This is a genomic window from Citrobacter sp. MGH110 (genome assembly GCF_001037515.1).
GTDB lineage: Bacteria > Pseudomonadota > Gammaproteobacteria > Enterobacterales > Enterobacteriaceae > Citrobacter > Citrobacter portucalensis.
The window spans coordinates 760859-785168 of sequence record NZ_KQ089830.1; the positions used below are offsets into that span (position 1 = coordinate 760859).

21 protein-coding genes are annotated in these 24310 nt (G+C 52.1%); 18 read left to right on the forward strand and 3 right to left on the reverse strand.

Features of this window, described 5'->3' with window-relative positions; all coding sequences use genetic code 11:
- The first annotated feature begins 77 nt into the window (after nt 1-77).
- Nucleotides 78-881 (forward strand): trehalose-phosphatase, encoded by an 804-nt coding sequence (otsB, locus tag SK38_RS03690; protein WP_008785074.1) that lies wholly within the window; start codon nt 78-80, stop codon nt 879-881.
- Nucleotides 856-2277: an alpha,alpha-trehalose-phosphate synthase gene (gene otsA, locus SK38_RS03695; protein ID WP_048235191.1), complete on the forward strand. Its 1422-nt coding sequence runs from the start codon at nt 856-858 to the stop codon at nt 2275-2277. The genes otsB and otsA overlap by 26 nt, the downstream gene beginning before the upstream one ends.
- Nucleotides 2278-2294: 17 nt before the next feature.
- Here the strand turns inward: otsA and uspC are convergent, their stop codons facing one another.
- Nucleotides 2295-2723 carry a universal stress protein UspC gene (uspC, locus tag SK38_RS03700; RefSeq protein ID WP_008785072.1) on the reverse strand — a complete coding sequence of 143 codons (429 nt, stop codon included), beginning with the start codon at nt 2721-2723 and terminating at the stop codon, nt 2295-2297.
- Between the two features lie 793 nt (nt 2724-3516).
- Here uspC and flhD point away from each other — a divergent pair.
- The 6 genes from flhD to cheW all read left to right on the forward strand — a co-directional run bounded on the left by flhD (nt 3517) and on the right by cheW (nt 8942).
- Complete coding sequence (flhD, locus tag SK38_RS03705) at nt 3517-3858, forward strand: flagellar transcriptional regulator FlhD (RefSeq protein WP_003034622.1); 342 nt, start codon at nt 3517-3519, stop codon at nt 3856-3858.
- A complete protein-coding gene (gene flhC / locus SK38_RS03710) occupies nt 3855-4439 on the forward strand; it encodes a flagellar transcriptional regulator FlhC (protein WP_008785071.1) in 585 nt (194 codons plus the stop codon). The genes flhD and flhC overlap by 4 nt, the downstream gene beginning before the upstream one ends.
- 124 nt (nt 4440-4563) lie before the next feature.
- On the forward strand, nt 4564-5451 hold the full coding sequence (gene motA / locus SK38_RS03715) for a flagellar motor stator protein MotA (RefSeq protein ID WP_003034628.1): 888 nt from the start codon (nt 4564-4566) through the stop codon (nt 5449-5451).
- Nucleotides 5448-6377: a flagellar motor protein MotB gene (gene motB / locus SK38_RS03720; protein WP_048235192.1), complete on the forward strand. Its 930-nt coding sequence runs from the start codon at nt 5448-5450 to the stop codon at nt 6375-6377. The genes motA and motB overlap by 4 nt, the downstream gene beginning before the upstream one ends.
- A 4-nt stretch (nt 6378-6381) precedes the next feature.
- On the forward strand, nt 6382-8418 hold the full coding sequence (cheA, locus tag SK38_RS03725) for a chemotaxis protein CheA (RefSeq protein WP_048235193.1): 2037 nt from the start codon (nt 6382-6384) through the stop codon (nt 8416-8418).
- Nucleotides 8419-8438: 20 nt separating this feature from the next.
- The gene (gene cheW / locus SK38_RS03730) at nt 8439-8942 is read left to right on the forward strand and encodes a chemotaxis protein CheW (protein ID WP_003034638.1); all 504 of its coding nucleotides are present in this window, start codon (nt 8439-8441) and stop codon (nt 8940-8942) included.
- Between the two features lie 76 nt (nt 8943-9018).
- Here the strand turns inward: cheW and SK38_RS03735 are convergent, their stop codons facing one another.
- A complete protein-coding gene (locus SK38_RS03735; RefSeq protein WP_003833882.1) occupies nt 9019-10278 on the reverse strand; it encodes a dicarboxylate/amino acid:cation symporter in 1260 nt (419 codons plus the stop codon).
- A 406-nt stretch (nt 10279-10684) separates the two neighbouring features.
- On the opposite strand from SK38_RS03735, the gene tar reads away from it, so the two are divergent.
- The 10 genes from tar to bglB all read left to right on the forward strand — a co-directional run bounded on the left by tar (nt 10685) and on the right by bglB (nt 22204).
- Nucleotides 10685-12340, forward strand: coding sequence for a methyl-accepting chemotaxis protein II (gene tar, locus SK38_RS03740; RefSeq protein ID WP_003833879.1), 1656 nt, complete (start codon nt 10685-10687; stop codon nt 12338-12340).
- 43 nt (nt 12341-12383) lie between these two features.
- Nucleotides 12384-13985, forward strand: coding sequence for a methyl-accepting chemotaxis protein IV (gene tap / locus SK38_RS03745; protein ID WP_048235194.1), 1602 nt, complete (start codon nt 12384-12386; stop codon nt 13983-13985).
- A gap of 19 nt (nt 13986-14004) precedes the next feature.
- Nucleotides 14005-14877 carry a protein-glutamate O-methyltransferase CheR gene (cheR, locus tag SK38_RS03750; protein ID WP_032943796.1) on the forward strand — a complete coding sequence of 291 codons (873 nt, stop codon included), beginning with the start codon at nt 14005-14007 and terminating at the stop codon, nt 14875-14877.
- Entirely contained in the window at nt 14874-15923 is a 1050-nt protein-coding gene (locus tag SK38_RS03755; protein WP_003833872.1) for a protein-glutamate methylesterase/protein-glutamine glutaminase, read from the forward strand. The genes cheR and SK38_RS03755 overlap by 4 nt, the downstream gene beginning before the upstream one ends.
- A 17-nt stretch (nt 15924-15940) precedes the next feature.
- Nucleotides 15941-16330: a chemotaxis response regulator CheY gene (gene cheY / locus SK38_RS03760; RefSeq protein WP_003034656.1), complete on the forward strand. Its 390-nt coding sequence runs from the start codon at nt 15941-15943 to the stop codon at nt 16328-16330.
- Between the two features lie 10 nt (nt 16331-16340).
- A complete protein-coding gene (gene cheZ / locus SK38_RS03765; RefSeq protein WP_003034659.1) occupies nt 16341-16985 on the forward strand; it encodes a protein phosphatase CheZ in 645 nt (214 codons plus the stop codon).
- Between the two features lie 158 nt (nt 16986-17143).
- Nucleotides 17144-18295, forward strand: a complete 1152-nt coding sequence (flhB, locus tag SK38_RS03770; RefSeq protein WP_003833866.1) for a flagellar biosynthesis protein FlhB — start codon at nt 17144-17146, stop codon at nt 18293-18295.
- Complete coding sequence (gene flhA, locus SK38_RS03775) at nt 18288-20366, forward strand: flagellar biosynthesis protein FlhA (RefSeq protein ID WP_003833865.1); 2079 nt, start codon at nt 18288-18290, stop codon at nt 20364-20366. Before flhB ends, flhA begins: the two co-directional genes overlap by 8 nt.
- Entirely contained in the window at nt 20366-20758 is a 393-nt protein-coding gene (gene flhE / locus SK38_RS03780; RefSeq protein ID WP_003833862.1) for a flagellar protein FlhE, read from the forward strand. The genes flhA and flhE overlap by 1 nt, the downstream gene beginning before the upstream one ends.
- 306 nt (nt 20759-21064) lie before the next feature.
- A complete protein-coding gene (bglB, locus tag SK38_RS03785; RefSeq protein WP_048235195.1) occupies nt 21065-22204 on the forward strand; it encodes a beta-galactosidase BglB in 1140 nt (379 codons plus the stop codon).
- On the opposite strand, the gene mrdA is transcribed toward bglB, so the two are convergent.
- The gene (gene mrdA / locus SK38_RS03790; RefSeq protein ID WP_048216124.1) at nt 22176-24113 is read right to left on the reverse strand and encodes a penicillin-binding protein 2; all 1938 of its coding nucleotides are present in this window, start codon (nt 24111-24113) and stop codon (nt 22176-22178) included. The two genes, bglB and mrdA, sit on opposite strands and share 29 nt — an antisense overlap.
- Nucleotides 24114-24310: the final 197 nt, after the last annotated feature.

The window sequence follows — 24310 nt, forward strand, 5'->3', positions numbered from 1 at the left end:
TATACTTATATCCGTCATACATCATCTATACGCCGCGATCCGCGTGGCGTTCTGACCATGATGAGGAGGATAACCGGGTGACAGCATCACTGACTTTACCCCCTGAACAATCTGCAAACTGTGCTTACTTTTTTGATCTCGATGGGACACTTGCTGAGATTAAACCTTTTCCCGACCAGGTCGTTGTCCCTAAGACAATCCTGCAATGTCTACATCAGTTAGCGACGCAGAATGCGGATGCGCTGGCATTGATTTCAGGGCGCTCAATGGTTGAGCTTGACGCACTCACTACTCCGTTTCGTTTTCCGCTTGCCGGAGTACATGGGGCAGAACGCCGTGACATCAATGGTCAAACGCACATAGTAAACCTGCCTGAAGGTATCGAACGTGAAGCCGGGGCGTTATTACACGCAGCGTTGGTGATGTTACCGGGGGCAACACTTGAAACCAAAGGCATGGCCTTCGCGTTGCATTATCGCCAGGCACCCGAACACGAAGCGGCGCTGGTTACCCTGGCTGAACGCATCACGCGCAAATGGCCGCAGCTTGCTCTGCAGCACGGAAAATGTGTCGTGGAAATAAAGCCTAAGGGCAGTAATAAAGGCGACGCGATAGCTGCATTTATGCAGGAAGCGCCTTTTGCTGGCCGGATCCCTGTGTTTTTCGGTGATGATCTGACAGATGAAACAGGGTTTGCTGTAGTTAACCGCGCTGGCGGTATTTCTGTAAAGGTAGGGAGCGGGCCGACGCAGGCAACATGGCGTCTGGATGGTGTCAGGGATGTCTGGCACTGGCTGGAGAAAAATAACTCTTCGCAGCAAGAACCGAAAGCAACGAATAACAGAAGAGGTGGCTATGAGTCGTTTAGTCGTAGTATCTAATCGTATCGCCTCACCAGATGACAAAGGGAGCGCGGGTGGGCTCGCGGTCGGTGTACTGGGCGCGTTAAAAGCTGCTGGTGGTTTATGGTTTGGCTGGAGTGGTGATACAGGTAATGAGGATAAACCGTTAAAAAAGGTCACCCGTGGCAATATCACCTGGGCCTCGTTTAATTTGAGTGAGCAAGATTACGAAGAGTATTACTGCCAGTTTTCAAATGCGGTTTTATGGCCCGCGTTTCACTATCGACTGGATTTAGTTCAGTTTCAGCGCTCTGCCTGGGAAGGCTACCAACGGGTTAATGCCTTACTGGTAGATAAACTTCTGCCGTTGCTTGGCGATGACGACATTATTTGGGTTCATGATTACCATCTGTTGCCGTTTGCCTGCGAGTTACGTAAGCGTGGCGTGCGTAATCGCATCGGTTTTTTCCTGCATATTCCTTTTCCGACGCCGGAAATTTTTAATGCGCTCCCGCCGCATCTGGCGCTACTTGAGCAAATGTGTGATTTTGATTTGCTTGGTTTCCAGACCGAAAACGATCGCCAGGCTTTTCTGGACTGTCTCGCAGCCCAGACTCGGGTGACCACGCATAAAGATAAGCAGCACCTGGCATGGGGAAAAGCGTTTCGTACTCAGGTTTATCCCATCGGTATTGAACCGGATGAGATTGCACGACAGGCGTCCGGTCCGCTGCCGCCAAAACTGGCACAGCTAAAAGCGGAGCTTAAAAATGTGCAGAATATTTTCTCCGTGGAGCGTCTGGATTACTCCAAAGGCTTGCCGGAGCGCTTTCAGGCCTATGAGGCCTTACTGGAACATTATCCGCAGCACCACGGTAAAATTCGCTATACGCAGATAGCACCGACCTCGCGTGAAGAGGTGCAGGCCTATCAGGATATTCGCCACCAACTGGAAACAGAGGCAGGGCGAATCAACGGCAAATATGGGCAACTGGGCTGGACGCCGCTTTACTATCTGAACCAGTATTTTGATCGTAAATTGCTGATGAAGATCTTCCGCTACTCTGATGTAGGGTTGGTGACCCCGTTGCGCGATGGTATGAACCTGGTGGCGAAAGAGTTTGTGGCCGCACAGGATCCTGCTAACCCTGGCGTGCTGGTTTTATCGCAATTTGCCGGGGCGGCGAACGAGCTAACCTCCGCCCTTATTGTTAATCCTTATGACCGGGATGAAGTGGCAGGCGCATTAAACCAGGCGCTGACGATGCCACTTACCGAACGTATCTCGCGCCACGCTGAAATGCTTGAGACTATCGTTAAAAACGATATCGACAACTGGCAGGCGACGTTCATTTGCGATCTTAAAACGGTCACGCCGCGTCGGAGTCAATGCCAACAGCCAGACAATATCTCTTCCTGTTCTAAACTCGCATGAAGTCGTGGCACTGTGGATTAATCTCCAGCTAGCGGAACCAGAAGAACGTCCACCTGGCTGGTATGAATCACGCTTTTCGCTGAACAGGATGCGCGCGAAAAAAAACTGTGGTTATGGTTGCCGTAAATGACCAGATCAACGGCGTGTTTGCGGCATACATCCAGGATATGTTCATTCAGAGCCCCATAGGTAATAAAGGTATGTTCAATGGGGTATTCTGCTTCTTTGCTAAGTTTGTCGATAAAATCCTGAGTCTCTTCTTGCATCACTTCACGCAGGTCTTCCAGCATGGGGGCAGCAAACTGGTTATACAGTTCGGGGTCTGAGACCAGCGTAATCAGGCTAATTCGGGCGTTGACAGGGCGAGCGATAGAAACCGCCTTGTCTAACAACTGCTGACTTTCAGGGGTGGCGGCAACAGCAACAAGAATGTGCGAATAGCTCATAACTCGCTCCTTTTTTTCAAGAATTATGAGAGGGCTTTTCAGCTTTACTCAGCTTACCCCATACTGCAACGTTTCCCGCCTCGATAGTGTGAATGTCATCATGATTATTCATTAATTATTCTTATAAATAGAATAATCGATTCATATTAGTTGCAGATATGTTCAGGTTACTTAAGTGAAACCCACCGCTAATGAAAACAATGTGTTAATAAAAATTAAACATATATTAACATTTGCAAGGTCGTCACATCGCGGTATTAATTAATCACTCTAAATATTTAACTTATTGTTTCTAAAGAATTTAATTAAAAAAGTTTTTTGAGTTAAATATGTGATCCAGCTCGCTATTTCACGGCGTGATATTAACGGATGTGAACAAAATACTATTCGCTTTTATTGCAAGAATATTCGTACATCAGGAATTGAAATGGATGATGGCGGATTAAAAAATAAGCAAAGTAAAAGCTACGCTGATGGATTTATGTTAAGTGTTTGGCTGGTTTATGTGATCTTGATCACATATTCTTTAAATTCGCAGCATACCTCCGTTGTATGTGTAACTGACGGCGGGTAGAGTTGCGTCGAATTAGGAAAAATCTTAGACATTTGTAAGAATTGATGTGAGCTTGTAAGGGACGCTGCCTTCTTAAAAGGGAATGTTTAGACAACGCGTAAGTGTCGTCACGCTGCTATGTATTTGACCTTTTGCTTTTTTTTACCGGGCCTTCCCGGCGACATCACGGGGTGCGGTTTTACCGCATGAAAACAATGTTGGTTATTATGGATGCAAATAATGCATACATCCGAGTTGCTGAAACACATCTATGACATCAATTTGTCATATTTATTGCTTGCACAGCGTTTGATCGTTCAGGACAAAGCATCTGCGATGTTTCGCCTTGGTATCAGCGAGGAAATGGCGGACACGTTGGCAACATTAACACTTCCTCAAATGGTCAAACTGGCCGAAACAAACCAACTGGTATGTCATTTCCGTTTCGACGATCACCAGACTGTTACTCGCCTGACGCAAGACTCCCGCGTTGACGATCTTCAGCAAATTCATACTGGTATCATGCTTTCAACACGCCTGTTAAGCGACATCGATGATGCAGCACGTAAGAAAAGGGCTTGATGATGAGCGAAAAAAGCATTGTTCAGGAAGCGCGTGATATCCAGTTAGCAATGGAATTAATCACATTGGGCGCCCGTTTGCAAATGCTGGAAAGCGAAACGCAATTAAGCCGTGGTCGATTAATCAAGCTGTACAAAGAATTACGCGGTAGTCCTCCGCCAAAAGGGATGCTCCCGTTTTCCACCGACTGGTTTATGACGTGGGAACAAAATATTCATGCGTCGATGTTTTGCAATGCATGGCAATTCCTGCTCAAAACGGGTCTCTGTAGCGGCGTGGATGCCGTGATCAAGGCGTATCGGTTATATCTTGAGCAGTGTCCGCAGCCTGAAGAAGGGCCATTGTTGGCGTTAACCCGCGCGTGGACGCTGGTGCGATTTGTCGACAGCGGATTGCTGGAGTTGTCCCAATGCAATTGCTGCGGTGGGAATTTTATCACCCACGCACACCAACCCGCAGGCAGCTTTGCCTGTAGTTTATGCCAACCGCCATCACGGGCCGTAAAAAGACGTAAACTTTCCCAGAATGCTGCCGATATTATTCCACAACTGCTGGATGAACAGATCGAACAGGCTGTTTAACTGATACGGTGTGGATGAACACTCCAGCAGCGGTAAGCGATTACCGCTGCTTTTTTTTGTCCTGACCTTACGTTAATTGCCCGACTGCGCATCCTGTCATAGTCAATTGCGAAAGGATGATGTCGTGCTTATCTTATTAGGTTACCTGGTTGTTATTGGTACAGTTTTCGGCGGTTACATGATGACCGGCGGACACCTTGGGGCACTCTATCAACCGGCTGAGCTGGTGATTATCGGTGGTGCGGGTATTGGGGCATTCATCGTCGGCAATAACGGGAAAGCCATCAAAGGGACGATGAAAGCGATCCCGTTGCTTTTCCGTCGTTCGAAATACACCAAAGCGATGTATATGGATCTGCTGGCGCTCTTGTATCGCCTGATGGCCAAGTCACGTCAACAGGGCATGTTCTCGCTTGAGCGCGACATCGAAAACCCAAAAGAAAGTGAAATCTTCGCCAGCTATCCGCGCATTCTTGCGGATGCGGTAATGCTTGATTTTATTGTCGATTATCTGCGCCTGATCATCAGCGGCAACATGAATACGTTTGAAATTGAAGCGCTGATGGACGAAGAAATTGAGACTCATGAGAGTGAGGCTGAAGTCCCGGCGAATAGTCTGGCGATGGTCGGCGACTCACTACCGGCATTCGGGATCGTCGCGGCCGTTATGGGTGTTGTGCATGCGCTGGCTTCTGCCGATCGCCCGGCAGCAGAGCTGGGTGCGTTGATTGCGCATGCGATGGTGGGAACATTCCTCGGTATTTTGCTGGCCTATGGATTTATTTCTCCGCTTGCCAGCGTTCTGCGCCAGAAAAGCGCTGAAACAACCAAAATGATGCAGTGCGTGAAGATAACGCTGCTCTCCAATCTGAATGGTTACGCGCCGCCGATTGCCGTTGAATTTGGTCGTAAGACATTGTACTCCAGTGAACGTCCTTCGTTTATCGAACTGGAAGAACATGTTCGTGCGGTGAGAAATCCAACTGCGCAACAGACGACCGAGGACGCATGAAAAATCAGGCCCATCCCATTATCGTTGTAAAGCGACGCAAACATAAGAATCACGGTGGTGGGGCGCATGGCTCGTGGAAAATCGCCTACGCCGATTTTATGACCGCGATGATGGCCTTCTTTCTGGTGATGTGGCTCATTTCTATTTCCAGCCCTAAAGAATTGATCCAGATTGCCGAATATTTCCGTACACCGCTGGCCACCGCAGTGACCGGGGGAAATCGTATTTCGAATAGCCAAAGCCCGATCCCAGGCGGCGGGGATGATTACACCCAGCAGCAGGGCGAGGTGAACAAGCAGCCGAATATTGATGACCTGAGAAAACGTATGGAACAGAGCCGCTTGAGCAAACTTCGCGGCGATCTCGATCAACTGATTGAATCCGATCCCAAACTGCGAGCGCTGCGTCCGCATTTAAAGATTGATTTAGTTCAGGAAGGGCTGCGGATACAGATTATCGACAGTCAGAATCGCCCGATGTTTAAGACCGGTAGCGCTGAAGTTGAGCCGTACATGCGCGATATCCTGCGCGCGATTGCTCCAGTGCTCAACGGGATCCCTAACCGGATCAGCCTTTCCGGTCACACGGATGATTACCCTTACGCGAATGGTGAGAAAGGGTACAGCAACTGGGAATTGTCTGCCGATCGCGCAAATGCATCGCGTCGCGAGCTGGTTAGCGGCGGTCTGGATGATGGAAAAGTATTACGTGTGGTAGGTATGGCCGCCACGATGCGTCTGAGCGATCGCGGTCCTGAAGACGCTATCAACCGCCGTATTAGCCTGCTGGTTCTCAATAAGCAGGCAGAAGAGGCCATTTTGCATGAAAACGCTGAAAGCCAGAATGAGCCGGTAAGTGTCTTACAACGGCCAGCGGAACTCCCGCCGGTAAGCGTTCCCACATCGCCACCAGCCAATTCGAGGTGATAGCGTGAGCATGGATATTAGCGATTTTTATCAGACATTTTTTGATGAAGCTGACGAACTGTTGGCTGATATGGAGCAACACCTGCTTGATTTGGTTCCTGAAGCCCCGGATTCCGAACAGCTGAATGCCATTTTTCGTGCAGCGCACTCGATTAAAGGCGGGGCGGGCACCTTCGGCTTTACCATTTTGCAGGAAACGACCCATCTGATGGAAAACCTGCTGGATGAAGCGCGGCGTGGCGAGATGCAGCTCAATGCCGACATTATCAACCTGTTTTTGGAAACGAAAGATATTATGCAGGAACAGCTCGACGCCTATAAAAGCTCAGTGGAGCCTGATGCCGACAGTTTTGAGTACATCTGCCAGGCGTTACGGCAGTTAGCGCTCGAAGCGAAAGGTGAAACCGCACCGGCAGTTGTCAACTCAGCAAAACTTAGCGTTGTTGACAGCGCCGCGATGCAGGAAGAGGCGGTTGCAAAGCCTGAACCCGCCAGTGAAGAGAGCAAAAAACGCATTACTCTCTCGCGTCTGAAAGCCAGCGAAGTGGATTTACTGGAAGAGGAACTGGGGAATCTGGCGACCTTAACCGATGTGGTAAAAGGAAGCGACACGCTATCAGCAACGCTTGATGGCAACCTCGCAGAAGATGACATCATCGCGGTGCTTTGCTTTGTCATTGAAGCGGACCAAATTGAATTCGAAACCGTCAGCGCAGCGCCTGTGGCAGCTGAAGCTGAAGAGGTGGCAGTTGTCACTGAGCCGCAGCCGGTTGCTGTGGCACCTGTGGTGAAAGCTACCGCCAGTGAAGCACCACATAGCCGCGCGGAACGTGAAAAACCCGCCCGCGCCAGCGAGTCGACCAGTATCCGCGTAGCGGTAGAAAAGGTTGATCAGCTTATTAACCTGGTTGGCGAGTTGGTGATCACCCAGTCGATGCTGGCCCAGCGCTCTAACGAACTGGATCCTGTCAATCATGGCGATCTCATCACCAGTATGGGTCAGTTACAACGTAACGCCCGAGATTTGCAAGAGTCGGTGATGTCGATTCGTATGATGCCAATGGAGTACGTGTTCAGCCGTTTCCCTCGTCTGGTGCGCGATCTGGCCGGTAAGCTGGGTAAACAGGTTGAGCTGACGCAGGTAGGTAGTTCAACCGAACTCGATAAGAGCCTGATTGAACGCATCATCGATCCGTTGACGCACCTGGTGCGTAACAGCCTCGACCATGGTATCGAATTGCCGGAAAAACGCCTTGAATCCGGCAAAAGCCCAATCGGCAATCTGACGCTTTCCGCGGAGCATCAGGGCGGGAATATTTGTATTGAAGTGACCGATGATGGCGCTGGCCTGAACCGCGAACGTATCCTGGCTAAAGCTGTCTCTCAGGGCATGCCGATCCACGAAAACATGAGCGATGACGAAGTGGGTATGTTGATCTTCGCTCCAGGCTTTTCGACCGCAGAACAGGTGACGGATGTTTCCGGACGCGGCGTAGGTATGGATGTGGTGAAGCGAAATATCCAGGAGATGGGCGGCCATGTTGAGATCCAGTCTAAACAGGGACAAGGGACCACTATTCGCATTCTGCTGCCGCTGACGCTGGCGATCCTCGACGGGATGTCCGTGCGTGTGGCCGATGAGGTCTTCATTCTGCCACTGAATGCCGTTATGGAATCGCTGCAACCGCGCGAAGAAGATCTCCATCCGCTGGCCGGAGGAGAGCGCGTTCTGGAAGTGCGTGGCGAATATTTACCACTGGTTGAGTTGTGGAAAGTCTTTGAGGTTGAAGGCGCTAAAACTGAAGCGACTCAGGGCATAGTGGTCATTTTACAAAGTGCAGGGCGTCGCTATGCGCTGCTGGTGGATCAGTTAATTGGTCAACACCAGGTGGTGGTCAAAAACCTGGAAAGCAACTACCGCAAAGTGCCAGGTATTTCTGCTGCAACGATCCTCGGCGACGGCAGCGTCGCGCTGATTGTCGATGTCTCTGCATTGCAGGGGTTAAACCGCGAACAACGTGTGGCGATCACAGCCGCCTGATTGAGTGAGAAGGGAATAATATGACCGGTATGAGTAATGTAACTAAACTGGCCGGCGAACCGTCAGGTCAGGAATTCCTCGTGTTTACGCTGGGGGATGAAGAGTACGGTATCGATATCCTGAAAGTGCAGGAAATCCGTGGTTATGATCAGGTGACGCGCATCGCTAACACGCCTGCGTTTATCAAAGGCGTCACAAACCTACGTGGTGTGATTGTGCCTATCGTCGACCTGCGCGTGAAATTTAGCCAGAGCGATGTGGATTACAACGAAAACACCGTGGTGATTGTGCTGAATCTGGGTCAGCGGGTGGTTGGAATTGTGGTAGATGGCGTCTCGGATGTGCTGTCGCTGACAACGGATCAAATCCGTCCGGCACCGGAGTTTGCGGTCACGCTGTCGACGGAATATTTGACGGGATTGGGTGCGCTGGGTGACCGGATGCTGATTCTGGTCAACATTGAGAAACTGCTGAACAGCGAAGAAATGGCGCTGCTGGATATTGCCGCTTCCCACGTCGCATAATCGCCATAACTCATCCGGCCTACAATGATTGCTGTTGCAGGCCGGATTAGCGTAGCGCATCCGGCAGATTTCCCTCTTACGCTTCCCGCTCAACCAGCTCCGGTTCTTCTTCCAGTAAACCTTCATCCTGCGCCAGCATCGCCGTTGCAATCCCGTTACCTAATACGTTGATTGCTGAACGTCCCATATCCAGGAAGTGGTCAATTCCCATCAGTAACAGGATCCCGGCGACCGGAATGTTAAAGCTCGGGATGGTTGCAGCCAGCACTACCAGTGCTGAACGCGGCACACCGGCAATCCCTTTGGACGCCAGCATCAGCGTCAGCATCAGGACGGTGATTTCTGCGAAGGAGAGGTGGATGTTATAGGCCTGCGCGATAAACATGGAGGCAAATGAACAATAGACCATAGAACCGACCAGGTTAAACGAATAACCGATAGGCAGCACGAATGACACGATGTTGGGTGAGCAGCCAAATTTAGTTAATTGCTCCAGCGTTTTCGGATAAGCGGCCTCAGAGCTGCTGGTGGTAAATGCGACCAAAACCGGGTCTTTTAGCATGCTCACCAGGCGAAATACCTCTTTTTTCAGCATGACATAACCCACAGCCAGCAGAACCAGGCAGGTCAGCAAAATCGCCACATAGTAGCCGCCGATAAACGACGCATAGTTAAGCAGGATCCCCAGACCCTGGGTGGAGATGACGGAAGAGATGGCGGCAAAAATAGCCAGCGGTGCAACGTACATCACGTAGCCGGTCACTTTGAGCATAATATGGGAAACCACATCCAGCGCCGCAACCAGTGGGGCGTTGAATTTCTCACCAAGGGATGCGCCACCAATACCGAAAAACATTGAGAACACCACAATTTGCAGGATCTCATTGTTAGCCATCGCTTCGGCGATGCTGGTTGGAATGGTATGCGTCAGAAAACCTTTCAGGCTCATGCCGCCTACGGCCAGGCCGGTGTCGGTGGCTTCCAGCGGGATCGCCAGGTTCAGCCCGCTGCCGGGTTGCTCAAGGGAAACCACAAACAGACCGACCAGGATAGACAATATAGAAGAGCTGATAAACCAGATCATCGCTTTGCCGCCCACGCGACCGATGGTGGACGTTTCTCCCAGGCGCATAATACCAACGGTCAGGGTGCTGAATACTAAAGGTGCGATCACCATTTTAATCAGGCGTAAAAAGATGTCGGTAAGAAGCGTAATGTTATCGGCCCAGGCGGTCACAACGCCGGGGGAGGCATAAGAGTGGATCACCGCACCCGACAGGATCCCTGCCAGCATGAAGATCACGATAAACAACGTGAGTTTGTTTGCATTTGCCACTAAAAAGCCCTCAGTAAGGATTTAACATTTATTGATTGGTTACTCATTTTTTATACTTATTAAGTGGTAACGAGGTATTCATCATATAAATTGGATTAAAGCGTAAACGGATACAACTTTTTTTAATTTTTTATCCATTTTGTTGTGGTATTTACGATGCGTATGTGTGATCTCAATCACATAAAAATGCGTATTTCGGCCATTCTGACTGTGCTCACCGATGAAAATAAATGTTATTTACATGATAATTATGGTGTTTTTATGTGAATGATTTGTGGTTGCTGCACACCCGTTTTATCTTCCCCTCGCCAGGCTTCACATCCCTTCAGGATTTCCTTTTTGCAAACGTAAAGTTATCTCAGCGAATGCCGATAACGTTGATAACTCGTTTTCAGGAAGGTGCCTTATGTTTAACCGTATCCGCGTTGTCACAATGCTGATGATGGTGCTGGGGGTTTTCGCACTGCTACAGCTTGTTTCCGGTGGTCTGTTGTTTTCTTCATTGCAGCAGAATCAGCAAAGTTTTGTTATTTCTAACGATCTTCGACAGCAGCAAAGTGAACTCACCTCAACATGGGATCTGATGCTGCAGACACGAATCAATTTAAGCCGTTCTTCTGCGCGCATGATGATGGATGCGTCTAACCAGCAAAGCAGCGCCAAAAACGATCTGCTGAAGAATGCGAAAGCATCGCTGGCGCAGGCTGAAACGCATTACGCAAAATTTAAAAACATCACACCGTTGCCGGAAATGGCAGAAGCCAGCGGCAACGTTGAGGAAAAATATCAGCAGTACCATGCGGCCCTGGCAGAACTGGTTCAGTTTCTGGAAAGCGGCAATATGGACGCCTACTTCGCGCAGCCTACGCAGGGAATGCAAAACGCGCTCGGCGAGGCGCTGGGCAAGTACGCCAGCGTTAGCGAAAAGCTTTACGTCCAGGCATTTGATCAAAGCGCGCGGGATTACCATTTCGCCCAATGGCAGCTCGGCGTGCTGGCCGTTGTGCTGGTGCTGATTCTGGTGGTGGTCTGGTATGGCATCCGTCATACCCTGCTTAATCCTCTGTCCCGTGTCATTGCCCATATCCGGGAAATCGCCAGCGGTAACCTGACCGCAACTCTCGCCGTTAGTGGCCGTAACGAAATCGGCGAGTTGGCCAGTACGGTTGATCATATGCAGCGCTCGCTGACGGAAACCGTCACTCTGGTGCGTGAAGGCTCTGATGCGATTTATTCCGGTACCAGCGAAATTGCCAGCGGAAACACTGACCTTTCATCTCGTACGGAACAGCAGGCGTCTGCACTGGAAGAGACCGCAGCCAGCATGGAACAGCTGACCGCAACCGTGAAGCAAAACGCGGACAACGCGCGTCAGGCCTCGCAACTGGCGAAAAGCGCGTCCGATACCGCGCAGCATGGTGGCAAAGTGGTTGATAGCGTGGTGAACACCATGCACGAAATCGCCGATAGCTCGAAGAAAATCGCCGACATCATCAGCGTCATCGATGGCATTGCCTTTCAGACCAACATTCTCGCACTGAACGCGGCGGTTGAAGCAGCGCGTGCCGGTGAGCAAGGCCGCGGCTTTGCCGTGGTAGCGGGTGAAGTGCGTAATCTGGCAAGCCGCAGTGCGCAGGCGGCGAAAGAGATTAAGGCATTGATTGAAGATTCCGTTTCCCGGGTTGATACCGGCTCCGTACTGGTAGAAAGCGCCGGCGAAACAATGAACGACATCGTCAATGCCGTAACGCGGGTGACCGACATTATGGGCGAGATTGCCTCGGCATCTGACGAGCAAAGCCGGGGGATTGATCAGGTTGCGCTCGCGGTCTCTGAAATGGATCGCGTTACGCAGCAGAACGCCTCTTTGGTACAGGAGTCAGCTGCCGCAGCGGCCGCTCTTGAAGAACAGGCCAGTCGCTTAACGCAGTCGGTATCGACTTTCCGTCTTGCGTCACGTCCGGCCTCGACAAAACCACGCGATACACGATTACCAGCAGCCCCGAGCGCATCCTATCCGCGCCAGAGCATTGAACAAGATACGAATTGGGAAACATTTTGACTGATAGTTAAACCGCGGCCAGTGCCGCCCGATGGGAGCGTTGATGTTTAATCGTATTCGAATTTCGACCACGCTGTTTTTGATTTTAATCCTCTGCGGTGTTTTGCAGATTGGCAGTAATGGCTTGTCCTTCTGGGCATTTCGGGACGGTTTTCAGAACCTGAATCAGGTCGAACGGAGTAATCAGCAACGCGCTGCGCTGGCCCAAACCCGCGCTGTGTTATTACAGGCCAGTACGGCCCTTAATAAGGCAGGGACGCTGACCGCCCTGAGCTATCCGCCAGAGGACATCAAAACGCTGATGACCCTCGCGCGCGATAGCCTGGCGCAGTCTGAGTTGATGTTTAAACGCTTTATGGCGACGTCGGATTCGACGGAGCAAGGCAAGGCGCTGTTTGGCGCAACGGAAAATAGTTTCAGCCAGTGGCACAGCGCTCTCGCGCATCAGGCCACCTGGCTTGAAAATAATCAGTTGTCAGATTTTCTGACCGCGCCGGTGCAGGCGGCTCAAGATGCTTTTGATGCGAATGTGAATGCGTGGCAGAGCAACATCGACAGCGTGTTGCAAACGGCGGGAGAGCAGAGTCAGCGCAATTACCACATGTCGGGGGTGATTTTCGCCACCATGGTGGTACTGACGGCACTGCTCACCAGCGGTGCGCTGTTCTGGTCGCGCAAGATGATCGTTCAGCCGCTGGCGATTATTGGCAGCCATTTCGACAGTATTGCCGCGGGGAACCTGGCACGACCGGTAGCGGTTTATGGGCGCAATGAGATCTCGGCCATTTTTGCCAGCCTGCAGAAGATGCAAAAGGCGTTACGCGAAACGGTCAGTGACGTTCGTCAGGGCAGCTCAGCCATGCATAGCGGTATTTCAGAAATTGCGATGGGCAATAACGATTTATCTTCGCGAACCGAACAGCAAGCGGCCGCTCTGGCGCAAACGGCGGCCAGCATGGAGCAACTGACCGCCACCGTCGGCCAGAACGCTGATAATGCGCGCCAGGCGTCAGGAATCGCCAAAAGTGCGGCAGACACAGCGCATAAAGGTGGCGAGCAGACGTCCCGGGTCGCCAGCACCATGCATGAGATTTCTGCCAGCTCGCAGAAAATCGGCGACATTATCGGCGTGATTGACAGCATTGCCTTCCAGACCAATATCCTGGCGTTGAATGCCGCGGTAGAGGCCGCCAGGGCGGGGGAGCAAGGGCGTGGTTTTGCCGTCGTCGCCGGAGAAGTGCGCAATCTGGCAAGCCGTAGCGCACAGGCGGCGAAAGAAATTAAGGGACTGATTGAGGAATCTGTCACCCGGGTTCATCAGGGCTCGCAGCTGGTGGATATGGCGTCGCGCACTATGACGGAAATAGTCAGTTCGGTGACCCGGGTTAACGACATCATGGGCGAGATTGCCTCGGCATCCGATGAACAGCGCAGAGGCATTGAGCAGGTGGCGCAGGCCGTCAGCCAGATGGACTCCGTGACGCAGCAAAACGCCGGTCTGGTGGAAGAAGCCGCATCCGCCGCCGGACAACTTGCCACGCAGGCCGATCATCTTTCTGCTTGTGTCGCATTTTTTAAACTTGAAGAGCAAACCGTAGCAAAACAAGAGTTGGCGCAGCCTCAGGTTGCGCCCGTTGTATCCTGAATGTGATTGAGAAGGCGCTATGACATCATCTCTGCCCTCCGGGCAAACGTCATTATTGTTACAGATGACACAGCGCCTCGCGCTGTCTGACGCGCATTTTCGTCGGATATGTCAATTAATCTACCAGCGTGCGGGGATCGTACTGGCCGACCATAAGCGGGACATGGTTTATAACCGCCTGGTTCGTCGTCTGCGTACCCTGGGGCTGGATGACTTTGGTCGCTATCTCAGCATGCTGGAAGCTAACCAGAACAGTGCTGAGTGGCAGGCTTTTATTAACTCCCTGACTACCAACCTGACCGCGTTTTTTCGCGAAGGGCATCATTTTCCGGTGCTGTCAGATCACGCTCGTCGGCGCAGCGGTGAATACCGCGTCTGGAGCGCGGCGGCGTCAACCGGAGAAGAACCCTACAGCATTGCGATTACGCTTGCCGATACCTTAGGTATGGCACCGGGCCGCTGGCGCGTTTTTGCCAGCGACATTGATACCGAAGTACTGGAAAAGGCCAGAAACGGCATTTACCGCCTCGATGAGCTAAAGACGCTGTCACCTCAGCAGTTGCAGCGTTATTTCATGCGCGGCACCGGGCCGCATGAAGGACTGGTACGCGTTAGGCAGGAACTGGCAGGTCATGTTGAATTTTCCAGCGTGAACTTACTGGATAAGCAGTACAACGTGCCCGGACCGTTCGACGCCATATTTTGTCGTAACGTGATGATCTATTTCGATAAAACGACACAACAGGACATTTTGCACCGTTTTGTTCCACTTCTTAAACCTGACGGGCTGCTGTTTGCAGGTCATTCAGAAAACTTTAGCAACCTTGTGCGCGAGTTTAGCCTGCGTGGACAGACCGTGTATGCGCATGCGCCAGGTAAGGATAAAGCATGAGTAAAATCAGGGTGTTGTCGGTAGATGATTCTGCATTGATGCGTCAAATCATGACCGAAATTATTAACAGTCACAGTGATATGGAAATGGTGGCGACGGCGCCGGATCCGTTGGTCGCCCGGGATTTAATCAAAAAATACAATCCAGACGTCCTGACGCTGGACGTGGAAATGCCGCGCATGGACGGCCTCGACTTCCTGGAGAAGTTGATGCGCCTGCGTCCAATGCCTGTGGTGATGGTTTCTTCACTGACCGGTAAAGGTTCAGAGGTCACGCTGCGGGCCTTGGAACTGGGGGCGATTGATTTTGTCACCAAACCGCAACTGGGGATCCGCGAAGGGATGCTGGCGTATAGCGAGATGATTGCCGAAAAGATCCGCACCGCATCGCGCGCAAAACTGGCGGCCCATAAGCCCATGGCGGCACCGACGACCTTGAAAGCAGGGCCGTTACTCAGTTCGGAAAAGCTGCTGGTGATTGGGGCGTCAACCGGAGGAACAGAGGCAATTCGCCATGTACTCCAGCCATTGCCGCTTTCAAGCCCCGGTATTCTTATTACCCAGCATATGCCACCAGGGTTTACCCGTTCGTTCGCCGAACGTCTGAACAAACTGTGCCAGATAACCGTGAAAGAGGCAGAAGACGGAGAGCGCGTACTCCCGGGGCATGCGTATATCGCGCCGGGCGACAAGCATATGGAACTGGCACGCAGCGGCGCGAACTATCAAATCAAAATTCATGACGGTCCGCCGGTTAATCGGCATCGGCCCTCAGTGGATGTGCTGTTCCATTCGGTGGCGAAACATGCGGGGCGCAATGCCGTCGGGGTGATCCTGACCGGTATGGGCAACGATGGCGCAGCCGGAATGTTAGCGATGAATCAGGCGGGAGCCTGGACCATTGCGCAAAACGAAGCAAGTTGTGTGGTGTTCGGCATGCCGCGCGAGGCCATCAATATGGGTGGCGTAAGCGAAGTGGTCGATCTTAGCCAGGTGAGCCAGCAAATGCTGGTGAAAATTAGTGCCGGACAGGCAATACGTATTTGAATCAGGAGTTTATTTTTATGGCGGATAAAGAGCTTAAGTTTTTGGTTGTGGATGACTTTTCCACCATGCGTCGCATCGTGCGTAACCTGCTTAAAGAGCTGGGATTCAACAATGTTGAAGAGGCTGAAGACGGCGTGGATGCGCTGAACAAGCTGCAGGCTGGGGGATTCGGTTTTGTTATTTCTGACTGGAACATGCCGAACATGGATGGACTGGAACTGCTGAAAACCATCCGTGCCGATGGCGGGATGGCTTCTCTGCCGGTGCTGATGGTCACGGCAGAAGCGAAAAAAGAGAACATCATTGCGGCAGCACAGGCAGGTGCCAGTGGCTATGTCGTGAAACCGTTCACGGCGGCGACGCTGGAAGAAAAACTGAATAAAATCTTTGAGAAACTGGGCATGTGAGGGTGTGATGATGATGCAACCACAAATTAAACCTGCTGACGAACACTCTGCAGGGGACATCATCGCGCGCATCGGCAGTTTGACCCGAATGCTGCGCGACAGCCTGCGTGAACTGGGGCTGGATCAGGCCATTGCCGAAGCGGCAGAAGCGATTCCTGATGCCCGCGATCGTCTCGATTATGTTGTACAGATGACCGCGCAGGCGGCAGAGCGCGCGCTAAACAGCGTAGAAGCTTCGCAGCCGCATCAGGACGCGATGGAAAAAGGGGCCAAAGACCTGACTAAACGCTGGGATGAATGGTTCGAAAATCCGATCGAACTGTCCGATGCTCGTGAACTGGTCACCGATACCCGTCAGTTCCTTGGTGATGTGCCTGGACATACCAGCTTTACCAATGCCCAGTTGCTGGACATCATGATGGCGCAGGATTTCCAGGATCTCACCGGTCAGGTCATCAAGCGCATGATGGATGTTATCCAGGAAATTGAACGTCAGCTGCTGATGGTTCTGTTGGAAAACATTCCGGAACAGGGCGCTCGTCCAAAACGTGAAAACGAAAGCTTGCTTAACGGCCCGCAGGTTGACGCCTCGAAAGCCGGTGTAGTGGCAAGTCAGGATCAGGTTGACGACCTGCTGGATAGCCTCGGGTTCTGATGCGTATTTGCCGGATGTGAGGCGTGGGCCTCTCATCCGGCTTACACGCAATTCAGCTTAAAGCCATAAATCCCGTCTTTTTTACCGCTTACTCTTCCCATTGCTGGATAGCTGTTCTGGCATCATTCTCGCCTATATCTCTATCCAGGGTCTGATGCGTGGCAGAAGAAAGCGACGACGACAAAACAGAAGCCCCCACACCCCACCGACTTGAAAAAGCGCGGGAAGAAGGGCAGATCCCCCGATCCAAAGAGCTAACCTCACTGCTTATTTTGCTGGTGGGTGTGTGCATTATCTGGATTGGTGGGGAGTCGCTTGCCCGCAGGCTGGCTGGCATGCTGTCGGCCGGATTACGTTTTGACCACAGTATGGTTAACGACCCTAATCTGATCCTCAGCCAAATCATCCTGCTGATTAAAGACGCGATGATTGCGCTGTTGCCGTTGATTACCGGCGTCGTTCTGGTGGCTTTAATTTCCCCGGTGATGCTTGGCGGCTTGATTTTCAGCGGTAAATCCCTGCAACCCAAATTCTCTAAGCTGAATCCGTTGCCGGGCATTAAGCGCATGTTTTCCGCGCAAACCGGCGCAGAACTGCTCAAAGCGATACTGAAGTCCACGTTGGTGGGAAGCGTGGCCGGATTTTATCTCTGGCATAACTGGCCAGCGATGATGCGTCTGATGGCGGAGTCACCGATTACGGCGATGGGCAACGCCCTGGATTTAGTCGGTATGTGTGCACTTCTGGTGGTACTTGGCGTCATTCCGATGGTGGGGTTCGACGTCTTTTTCCAGATCTATAGCCATGTGAAAAAGCTACGTATGTCGCGTCAGGATATCCGCGATGAATTTAAGCAAAGCGAAGGTGACCCGCACGTTAAAGGCAAAATACGTCAAATGCAGCGCGCGGCCGCTCAGCGTCGCATGATGGCGGATGTGCCGAAAGCAGACGTTATTGTCACTAACCCTACGCACTACTCAGTGGCGTTGAAGTATGACGAGAACAAAATGAGTGCGCCGAAAGTTGTTGCGAAAGGGGCCGGGCTGGTTGCGCTGCGCATTCGTGAAATTGGCGCAGAGCACCGTGTCCCGACATTAGAAGCGCCGCCACTGGCGCGTGCGCTCTATCGCCATGCTGAGATTGGTCAGCAAATACCGGGGCAATTATACGCCGCCGTTGCCGAAGTACTGGCATGGGTATGGCAGCTAAAACGCTGGCGTCTGGCTGGCGGCAAACGTCCACCACAACCTGAAAACCTTCCGGTGCCAGAAGCACTGGATTTCATGAACGAGAAGAATACTGATGGCTAATCTGGTCGCGATGCTGCGTCTGCCCAGCAACCTGAAATCCACGCAATGGCAAATCCTTGCCGGACCGATCCTCATCCTGCTGATCCTGTCGATGATGGTGCTGCCGCTGCCGGCTTTCGTCCTCGATTTGCTGTTCACATTTAACATTGCGCTGTCGATCATGGTGCTGCTGGTGGCGATGTTCACCCAGCGTACACTGGAGTTTGCCGCATTCCCGACGATTTTGCTGTTTACCACATTATTACGTCTGGCGCTGAACGTCGCGTCTACCCGTATCATTTTGATGGAAGGACACACTGGCGCGGCGGCGGCGGGGAAGGTGGTTGAAGCCTTCGGCCACTTCCTGGTGGGCGGTAACTTTGCGATCGGCATCGTGGTCTTCGTGATTCTCGTCATCATTAACTTTATGGTCATCACCAAAGGTGCGGGGCGTATCGCCGAGGTTGGCGCGCGCTTCGTGCTGGATGGTATGCCCGGCAAGCAGATGGCGATTGATGCGGATTTGAATGCCGGTCTGATTGGCGAAGATGAAGCTAAAAAACGACGCTCGGAAGTGACCCAGGAAGCGGATTTTTACGGCTCAATGGACGGTGCGAGTAAATTCGTCCGTGGAGATGCCATCGCTGGTATTTTGATCATGGTAATCAACGTGGTCGGCGGTCTGTTAGTTGGGGTGTTGCAGCATGGTATGAGCATGGGCAGCGCTGCGGAAAGTTATACCCTGCTGACCATCGGTGACGGGCTGGTGGCACAAATTCCTGCGCTGGTTATCTCTACCGCGGCGGGTGTTATCGTGACCCGCGTGAGTACCGACCAGGACGTAGGCGAACAGATGGTGACCCAACTGTTCAGTAACCCCAGCGTCATGTTGCTCAGTGCGGCGGTACTTGGACTTTTGGGTCTGGTTCCGGGCATGCCTAACCTGGTGTTTCTGATGTTTACTGCCGCATTGTTGGCTCTGGCATGGTGGATGCGCGGTCGTGAGCAAAAAGCGCCAGATGAACCGCAGCCGGTGAAAATGCCGGAAAACAACTCCGTGGTGGAAGCCACATGGAACGACGTGCAGCTGGAAGATTCGCTGGGCATGGAGGTTGGTTACCGCCTGATCCCAATGGTGGATTTTCAGCAGGATGGCGAGTTACTGGGGCGAATTCGCAGTATTCGTAAGAAATTTGCCCAGGATATGGGCTTCCTGCCGCCGGTGGTACACATTCGAGACAATATGGATCTGCAGCCGGCCCGCTATAGAATTTTGATGAAAGGGGTAGAAATTGGCAGCGGTGACGCCTATCCGGGACGCTGGCTGGCCATTAACCCGGGTACTGCCGCCGGGTCGCTGCCGGGTGAGAAAACGGTCGATCCGGCGTTCGGACTGGACGCTATCTGGATTGAAAGCGCATTGAAGGAACAGGCGCAGATTCAGGGCTTTACGGTGGTTGAAGCCAGTACTGTTGTTGCTACACATCTAAACCATCTGATTGGACAGTTCGCCGCTGAGCTGTTTGGCCGTCAGGAAGCGCAGCAGTTACTGGATCGAGTGTCGCAGGAGATGCCAAAGCTGACGGAAGATCTGGTGCCGGGCGTTGTGACGCTCACCACGCTGCATAAAGTGCTGCAGAACTTGCTGGATGAGAAAGTACCGATTCGCGATATGCGCACCATTCTTGAAACGCTGGCGGAACATGCGCCGTTGCAAAACGATCCGCATGAGCTTACCGCGGTCGTCCGTGTTGCGTTAGGACGTGCCATCACTCAGCAGTGGTTCCCGGGTAATGAAGAGGTTCAGGTTATCGGTCTTGATACTCCGCTCGAGCGTTTGCTGCTGCAAGCGCTGCAGGGGGGCGGCGGTCTGGAGCCTGGGCTTGCAGACCGACTGCTGGCCCAGACTCAGGAAGCGCTGTCCCGGCAGGAAATGTTGGGCGCGCCGCCGGTCTTGCTGGTTAATCACGCGTTACGTCCGTTACTGGCGCGGTTTTTACGCCGCAGCATCCCGCAGTTGGTGGTGTTATCGAATATGGAGCTTTCCGATAACCGCCATATCCGCATGACGGCGACCATTGGAGGTAAATAATGCGTAAGTTACTGTGGTTGTTGTTTTTTCCTCTGGTGGCGCAGGCCGCCGGAGAAGGGGCCTGGCAGGCAAGTGGCATGGGGATCACCTTAAATCACCGTGGCCAGTCAGCCTCGTCTGATCCTTTGGTTCCCAGCCAGCCGGTCTCAGGCTTGATGACGCTGGTGGCCTGGCGCTATGAGCTGAATGGCCCAACGCCCGCAGGTTTGCGGGTGCGTTTATGTTCTCAGTCCCGTTGTGTCGAACTGGACGGGCAAAGTGGGACCACCAACGGGTTCAATAACGTTCCGGCCATTGAACCGATGCATTTTGTCTGGGAGGTCCCCGGCGGTGGTCGCCTGATCCCTGCGTTACGCATTCAGAGCAATCAGGTGATTGTGAACTACCGTTAACCCCCTCCGTCATTCAGACCAGCAGTTGAAACTGCTGGTTGTTTCAACATTCCAGTCTCTCATTCAATTAAATAGAAACGCCGTTTTATAAAATAAGTGACGTACGTTGCCGGACTCTTTGTATTCTTGCCATTTCACGAATCCTTCTGGCAGAAATAGAAAGGTTTCACTTCCTGTTAGCTTTTACTGTGACCCTATAAGGATGCCCATTGTCAAAGCGAGGATTGCGGGGCCTCCAAAAAAGCTGCTGCGCCGTAACAGGGGCAGGTCACAGCATTGAATCCGACATTGACAGAGGTTTAGTAAATGATTGTTTACCCGGTTAAACATAGCCCGTTATTGCGCCAGCCAGAACATTTTATTGCCAGGGATGAATTAAAAACGCTGATCAAAAAGGTGACGCATAACCTGGTCAATATTCATGACGAAACCGGCGAGTTCTTGCTGCGTCTGGACGATGGACGCGTAATTGATACTAAAGGCTGGGCGGGATGGGAGTGGACACACGGCGTCGGCCTGTACGGGATGTATCAGTACTATCTGCAAACCGGCGATGAAACGATGCGCGATATCATCGATAGCTGGTTTGCCGATCGCTTTGCTGAAGGTGCAACCACTAAAAACGTGAACACCATGGCGCCATTTTTAACGTTGGCGTATCGCTATGAAGAGACGCGTAATCCAGCGTATCTGCCGTGGCTCGACAGCTGGGCTGAGTGGGCAATGCATGAGATGCCGCGTACCGAATTTGGTGGTATGCAACACATCACGCTGGCGGAAGAAAACCATCAACAGATGTGGGATGACACGCTGATGATGACGGTTTTACCGCTGGCGAAGATTGGCAAGCTACTCAATCGCCCGGACTACATCGAAGAGGCAACGTATCAGTTCCTGCTGCACGTGCAAAACCTGATGGATAAAGAAACGGGGCTGTGGTTCCACGGCTGGAGCTATGAAGGAAATCATAACTTTGCTAATGCCCGCTGGGCGCGTGGCAACAGTTGGTTAACTATCGTGATCCCGGACTTCCTCGAATTACTTGATTTACCGGAAAACAATGCTGTTCACCGCTATCTTGTACAGGTCCTGAACGCGCAAATCGCGGCGCTGGCGAAATGCCAGGATGAAAGTGGGTTGTGGCATACCTTGCTGGACGACCCGCAGTCGTATCTGGAAGCATCGGCAACTGCCGGATTTGCCTATGGGATCCTCAAAGCAGTACGTAAACGCTACGTTGGGCAAGAGTATGTGCCGGTAGCCGAAAAAGCCATTCGCGGCATTGTGCAGCATATTTCACCGGAAGGTGAACTGCTGCACACCTCGTTTGGTACCGGGATGGGACACAATCTTGATTTCTACCGCAACATCCCTCGGACCTCCATGCCTTACGGACAGGCGATGGCGATGCTGTGCCTTACCGAATACTTGCGAAAGTATTTTTGATATCGGTATTCGATGGCGATACCGCTATCGGACCTGATTGTTCAGTCGTCACTGTTTGTACCGTGTTGTCCTGCGGGGCAAACAGATGATCCATGATCTGACGCATAACCGGCGCGGCGGTGACACCATCGCTGCCGCCGTTTTCCAGAATTAACGCCACCGCGACCTTCGGGTTCTTATAGGGTGCAAATGCGGTATAGAACACGTGGTCGCGCAAGCGGACAGGGATCATCTTCGCATTGTAGGTCTGATTTTCTTTCAGGCTAAAGACCTGCGAGGTGCCGCTTTTTGCCGCAATGCCGTATGGCGCGGTGTGAAAGAACTTATAACCTGTACCATTTGGTTCATTCGCCATGCCGAACATCGCCTGACGCACCAGTCCCCAGTAGGGCGATGAGGCTGAGGCGATTTGTGACGGTGCTTCTGGAGCCTGATACGGCGTGATGGTTTTGCCGCTCTCTTCATCGAGCAGCAGGTGAGGGACGATAACCTTGCCGTTGTTAATCAGTGCGACCATGGCTTTTACCATCTGAATAGGTGTGGCAATCCAGTAGCCCTGACCGATGCCAACTGAAATAGTGTCCCCCTGATACCAGGCTTTTTTGTGCACTTTTTGCTTCCATTCGCGGCTCGGGAGCAGGCCGTTATACTCCTCATCAAGATCGATGCCGGTCGGTTTACCGTAACCAAACTGGCTGAGCATGCTGTTAATCCGGTCGATCCCCATCATATACGCCACCTGATAGAAGAACGTATCGGCAGACTCTTCTATCGCTTTGGTGACATCCAGCATACCGTGGCCCGTTTTTTTCCAGTCACGGTAATGTCGCTCGGTGCCGGGTAGCGTCCAGGTAGGGGCGCCGAAGAAACTGGTCTGCGGCGTGATCACACCGTTCAGTAATGCCGACATCGCCATATACGGTTTGACCGTTGAAGCGGGAGGGTACAATCCTTGCGTGACGCGATTGATTAATGGCAGGTCTTTATCCTGGAGTAGTTTGTTATAGTCCTGATAGCTGATGCCTTTGACAAACGGATTGGGGTCATAGCTGGGGTTTGAGACCATCGCTAGGACGGAACCGTCGTGTGGATCTTCAACCAAAACGGCGGCACGCTGGCCAGCCAACAAGCTCTCAATGTATTGCTGTAAATGTAAATCCAGCGTCAGATGGATATCTTTTCCGGCAACGGGCGGCACATCTTTGATCAGGCGTACGATGCGTCCGTGGTTATCTACTTCCACCTCCTGATAACCGGTTTTTCCATGCAGTTCGTTTTCGTAATAGCGCTCAATACCTTGCTTACCGATGTTGTGATCGGCGGCGTAGTTCTCCGCCAGACCCTTTTGATCCAGTGCTTTCAGGTCGTTGTCATTGATTTTTGAAACATAACCCAGGACATGCGCCAGCGCCGCACCATAGGGATACTGGCGGTCTTCGTAACTATTGATGTTGACGCCGCTAAAATGAAACTGGTTTACTGAGAAACGGGCGATTTCGACATCGGTTAGCGCATTTTTTAGCACCACAGGACGATAGCGGCTGCTGGCTTTCAGCTCATGGCGAAACTGGTCTATGTCATCAGGTGTGAGGTCAACGATCGGCGTGAGCTGCTGGAGTAACGCATTCATATCGCTGATTTTATACGGCGTAACGGAAATATCGTACCAGGTAACGTTGCGCACCAGCGGGATGCCGTTGCGATCGTAAATCATGCCACGCGTTGGGGCGACGGGCAGCATTTTGATGTCGTTTGCATTCGACCGGGTGGTGTAATACTGGTGCTGGCAGATTTGTAAGTTATACAGATTGTAAATCAGGATGCCAAAACAGATGACTACCAGGCCAAAGGCCACCAATACACGCCGCTGGAAGAGCTTTTCTTCCGCCTCAAAATCTCTGAATGTCATTGACCCGTACCCGATTAATTCGCCGCCTAATGATACGGAGGCTTAGACGGGATGACAGGCAAAAGATGTTCCATATCTCTAGGGAAATGTGTCATTCCTTGTGGGTTGTTACAAATTACAGTGAACGTAGCCGTTTCTCGTCGGCCTGAGTGTGCTGCCTACGAGGGCGGTCATTCGGGGAAATAAAAAAGCCCGCG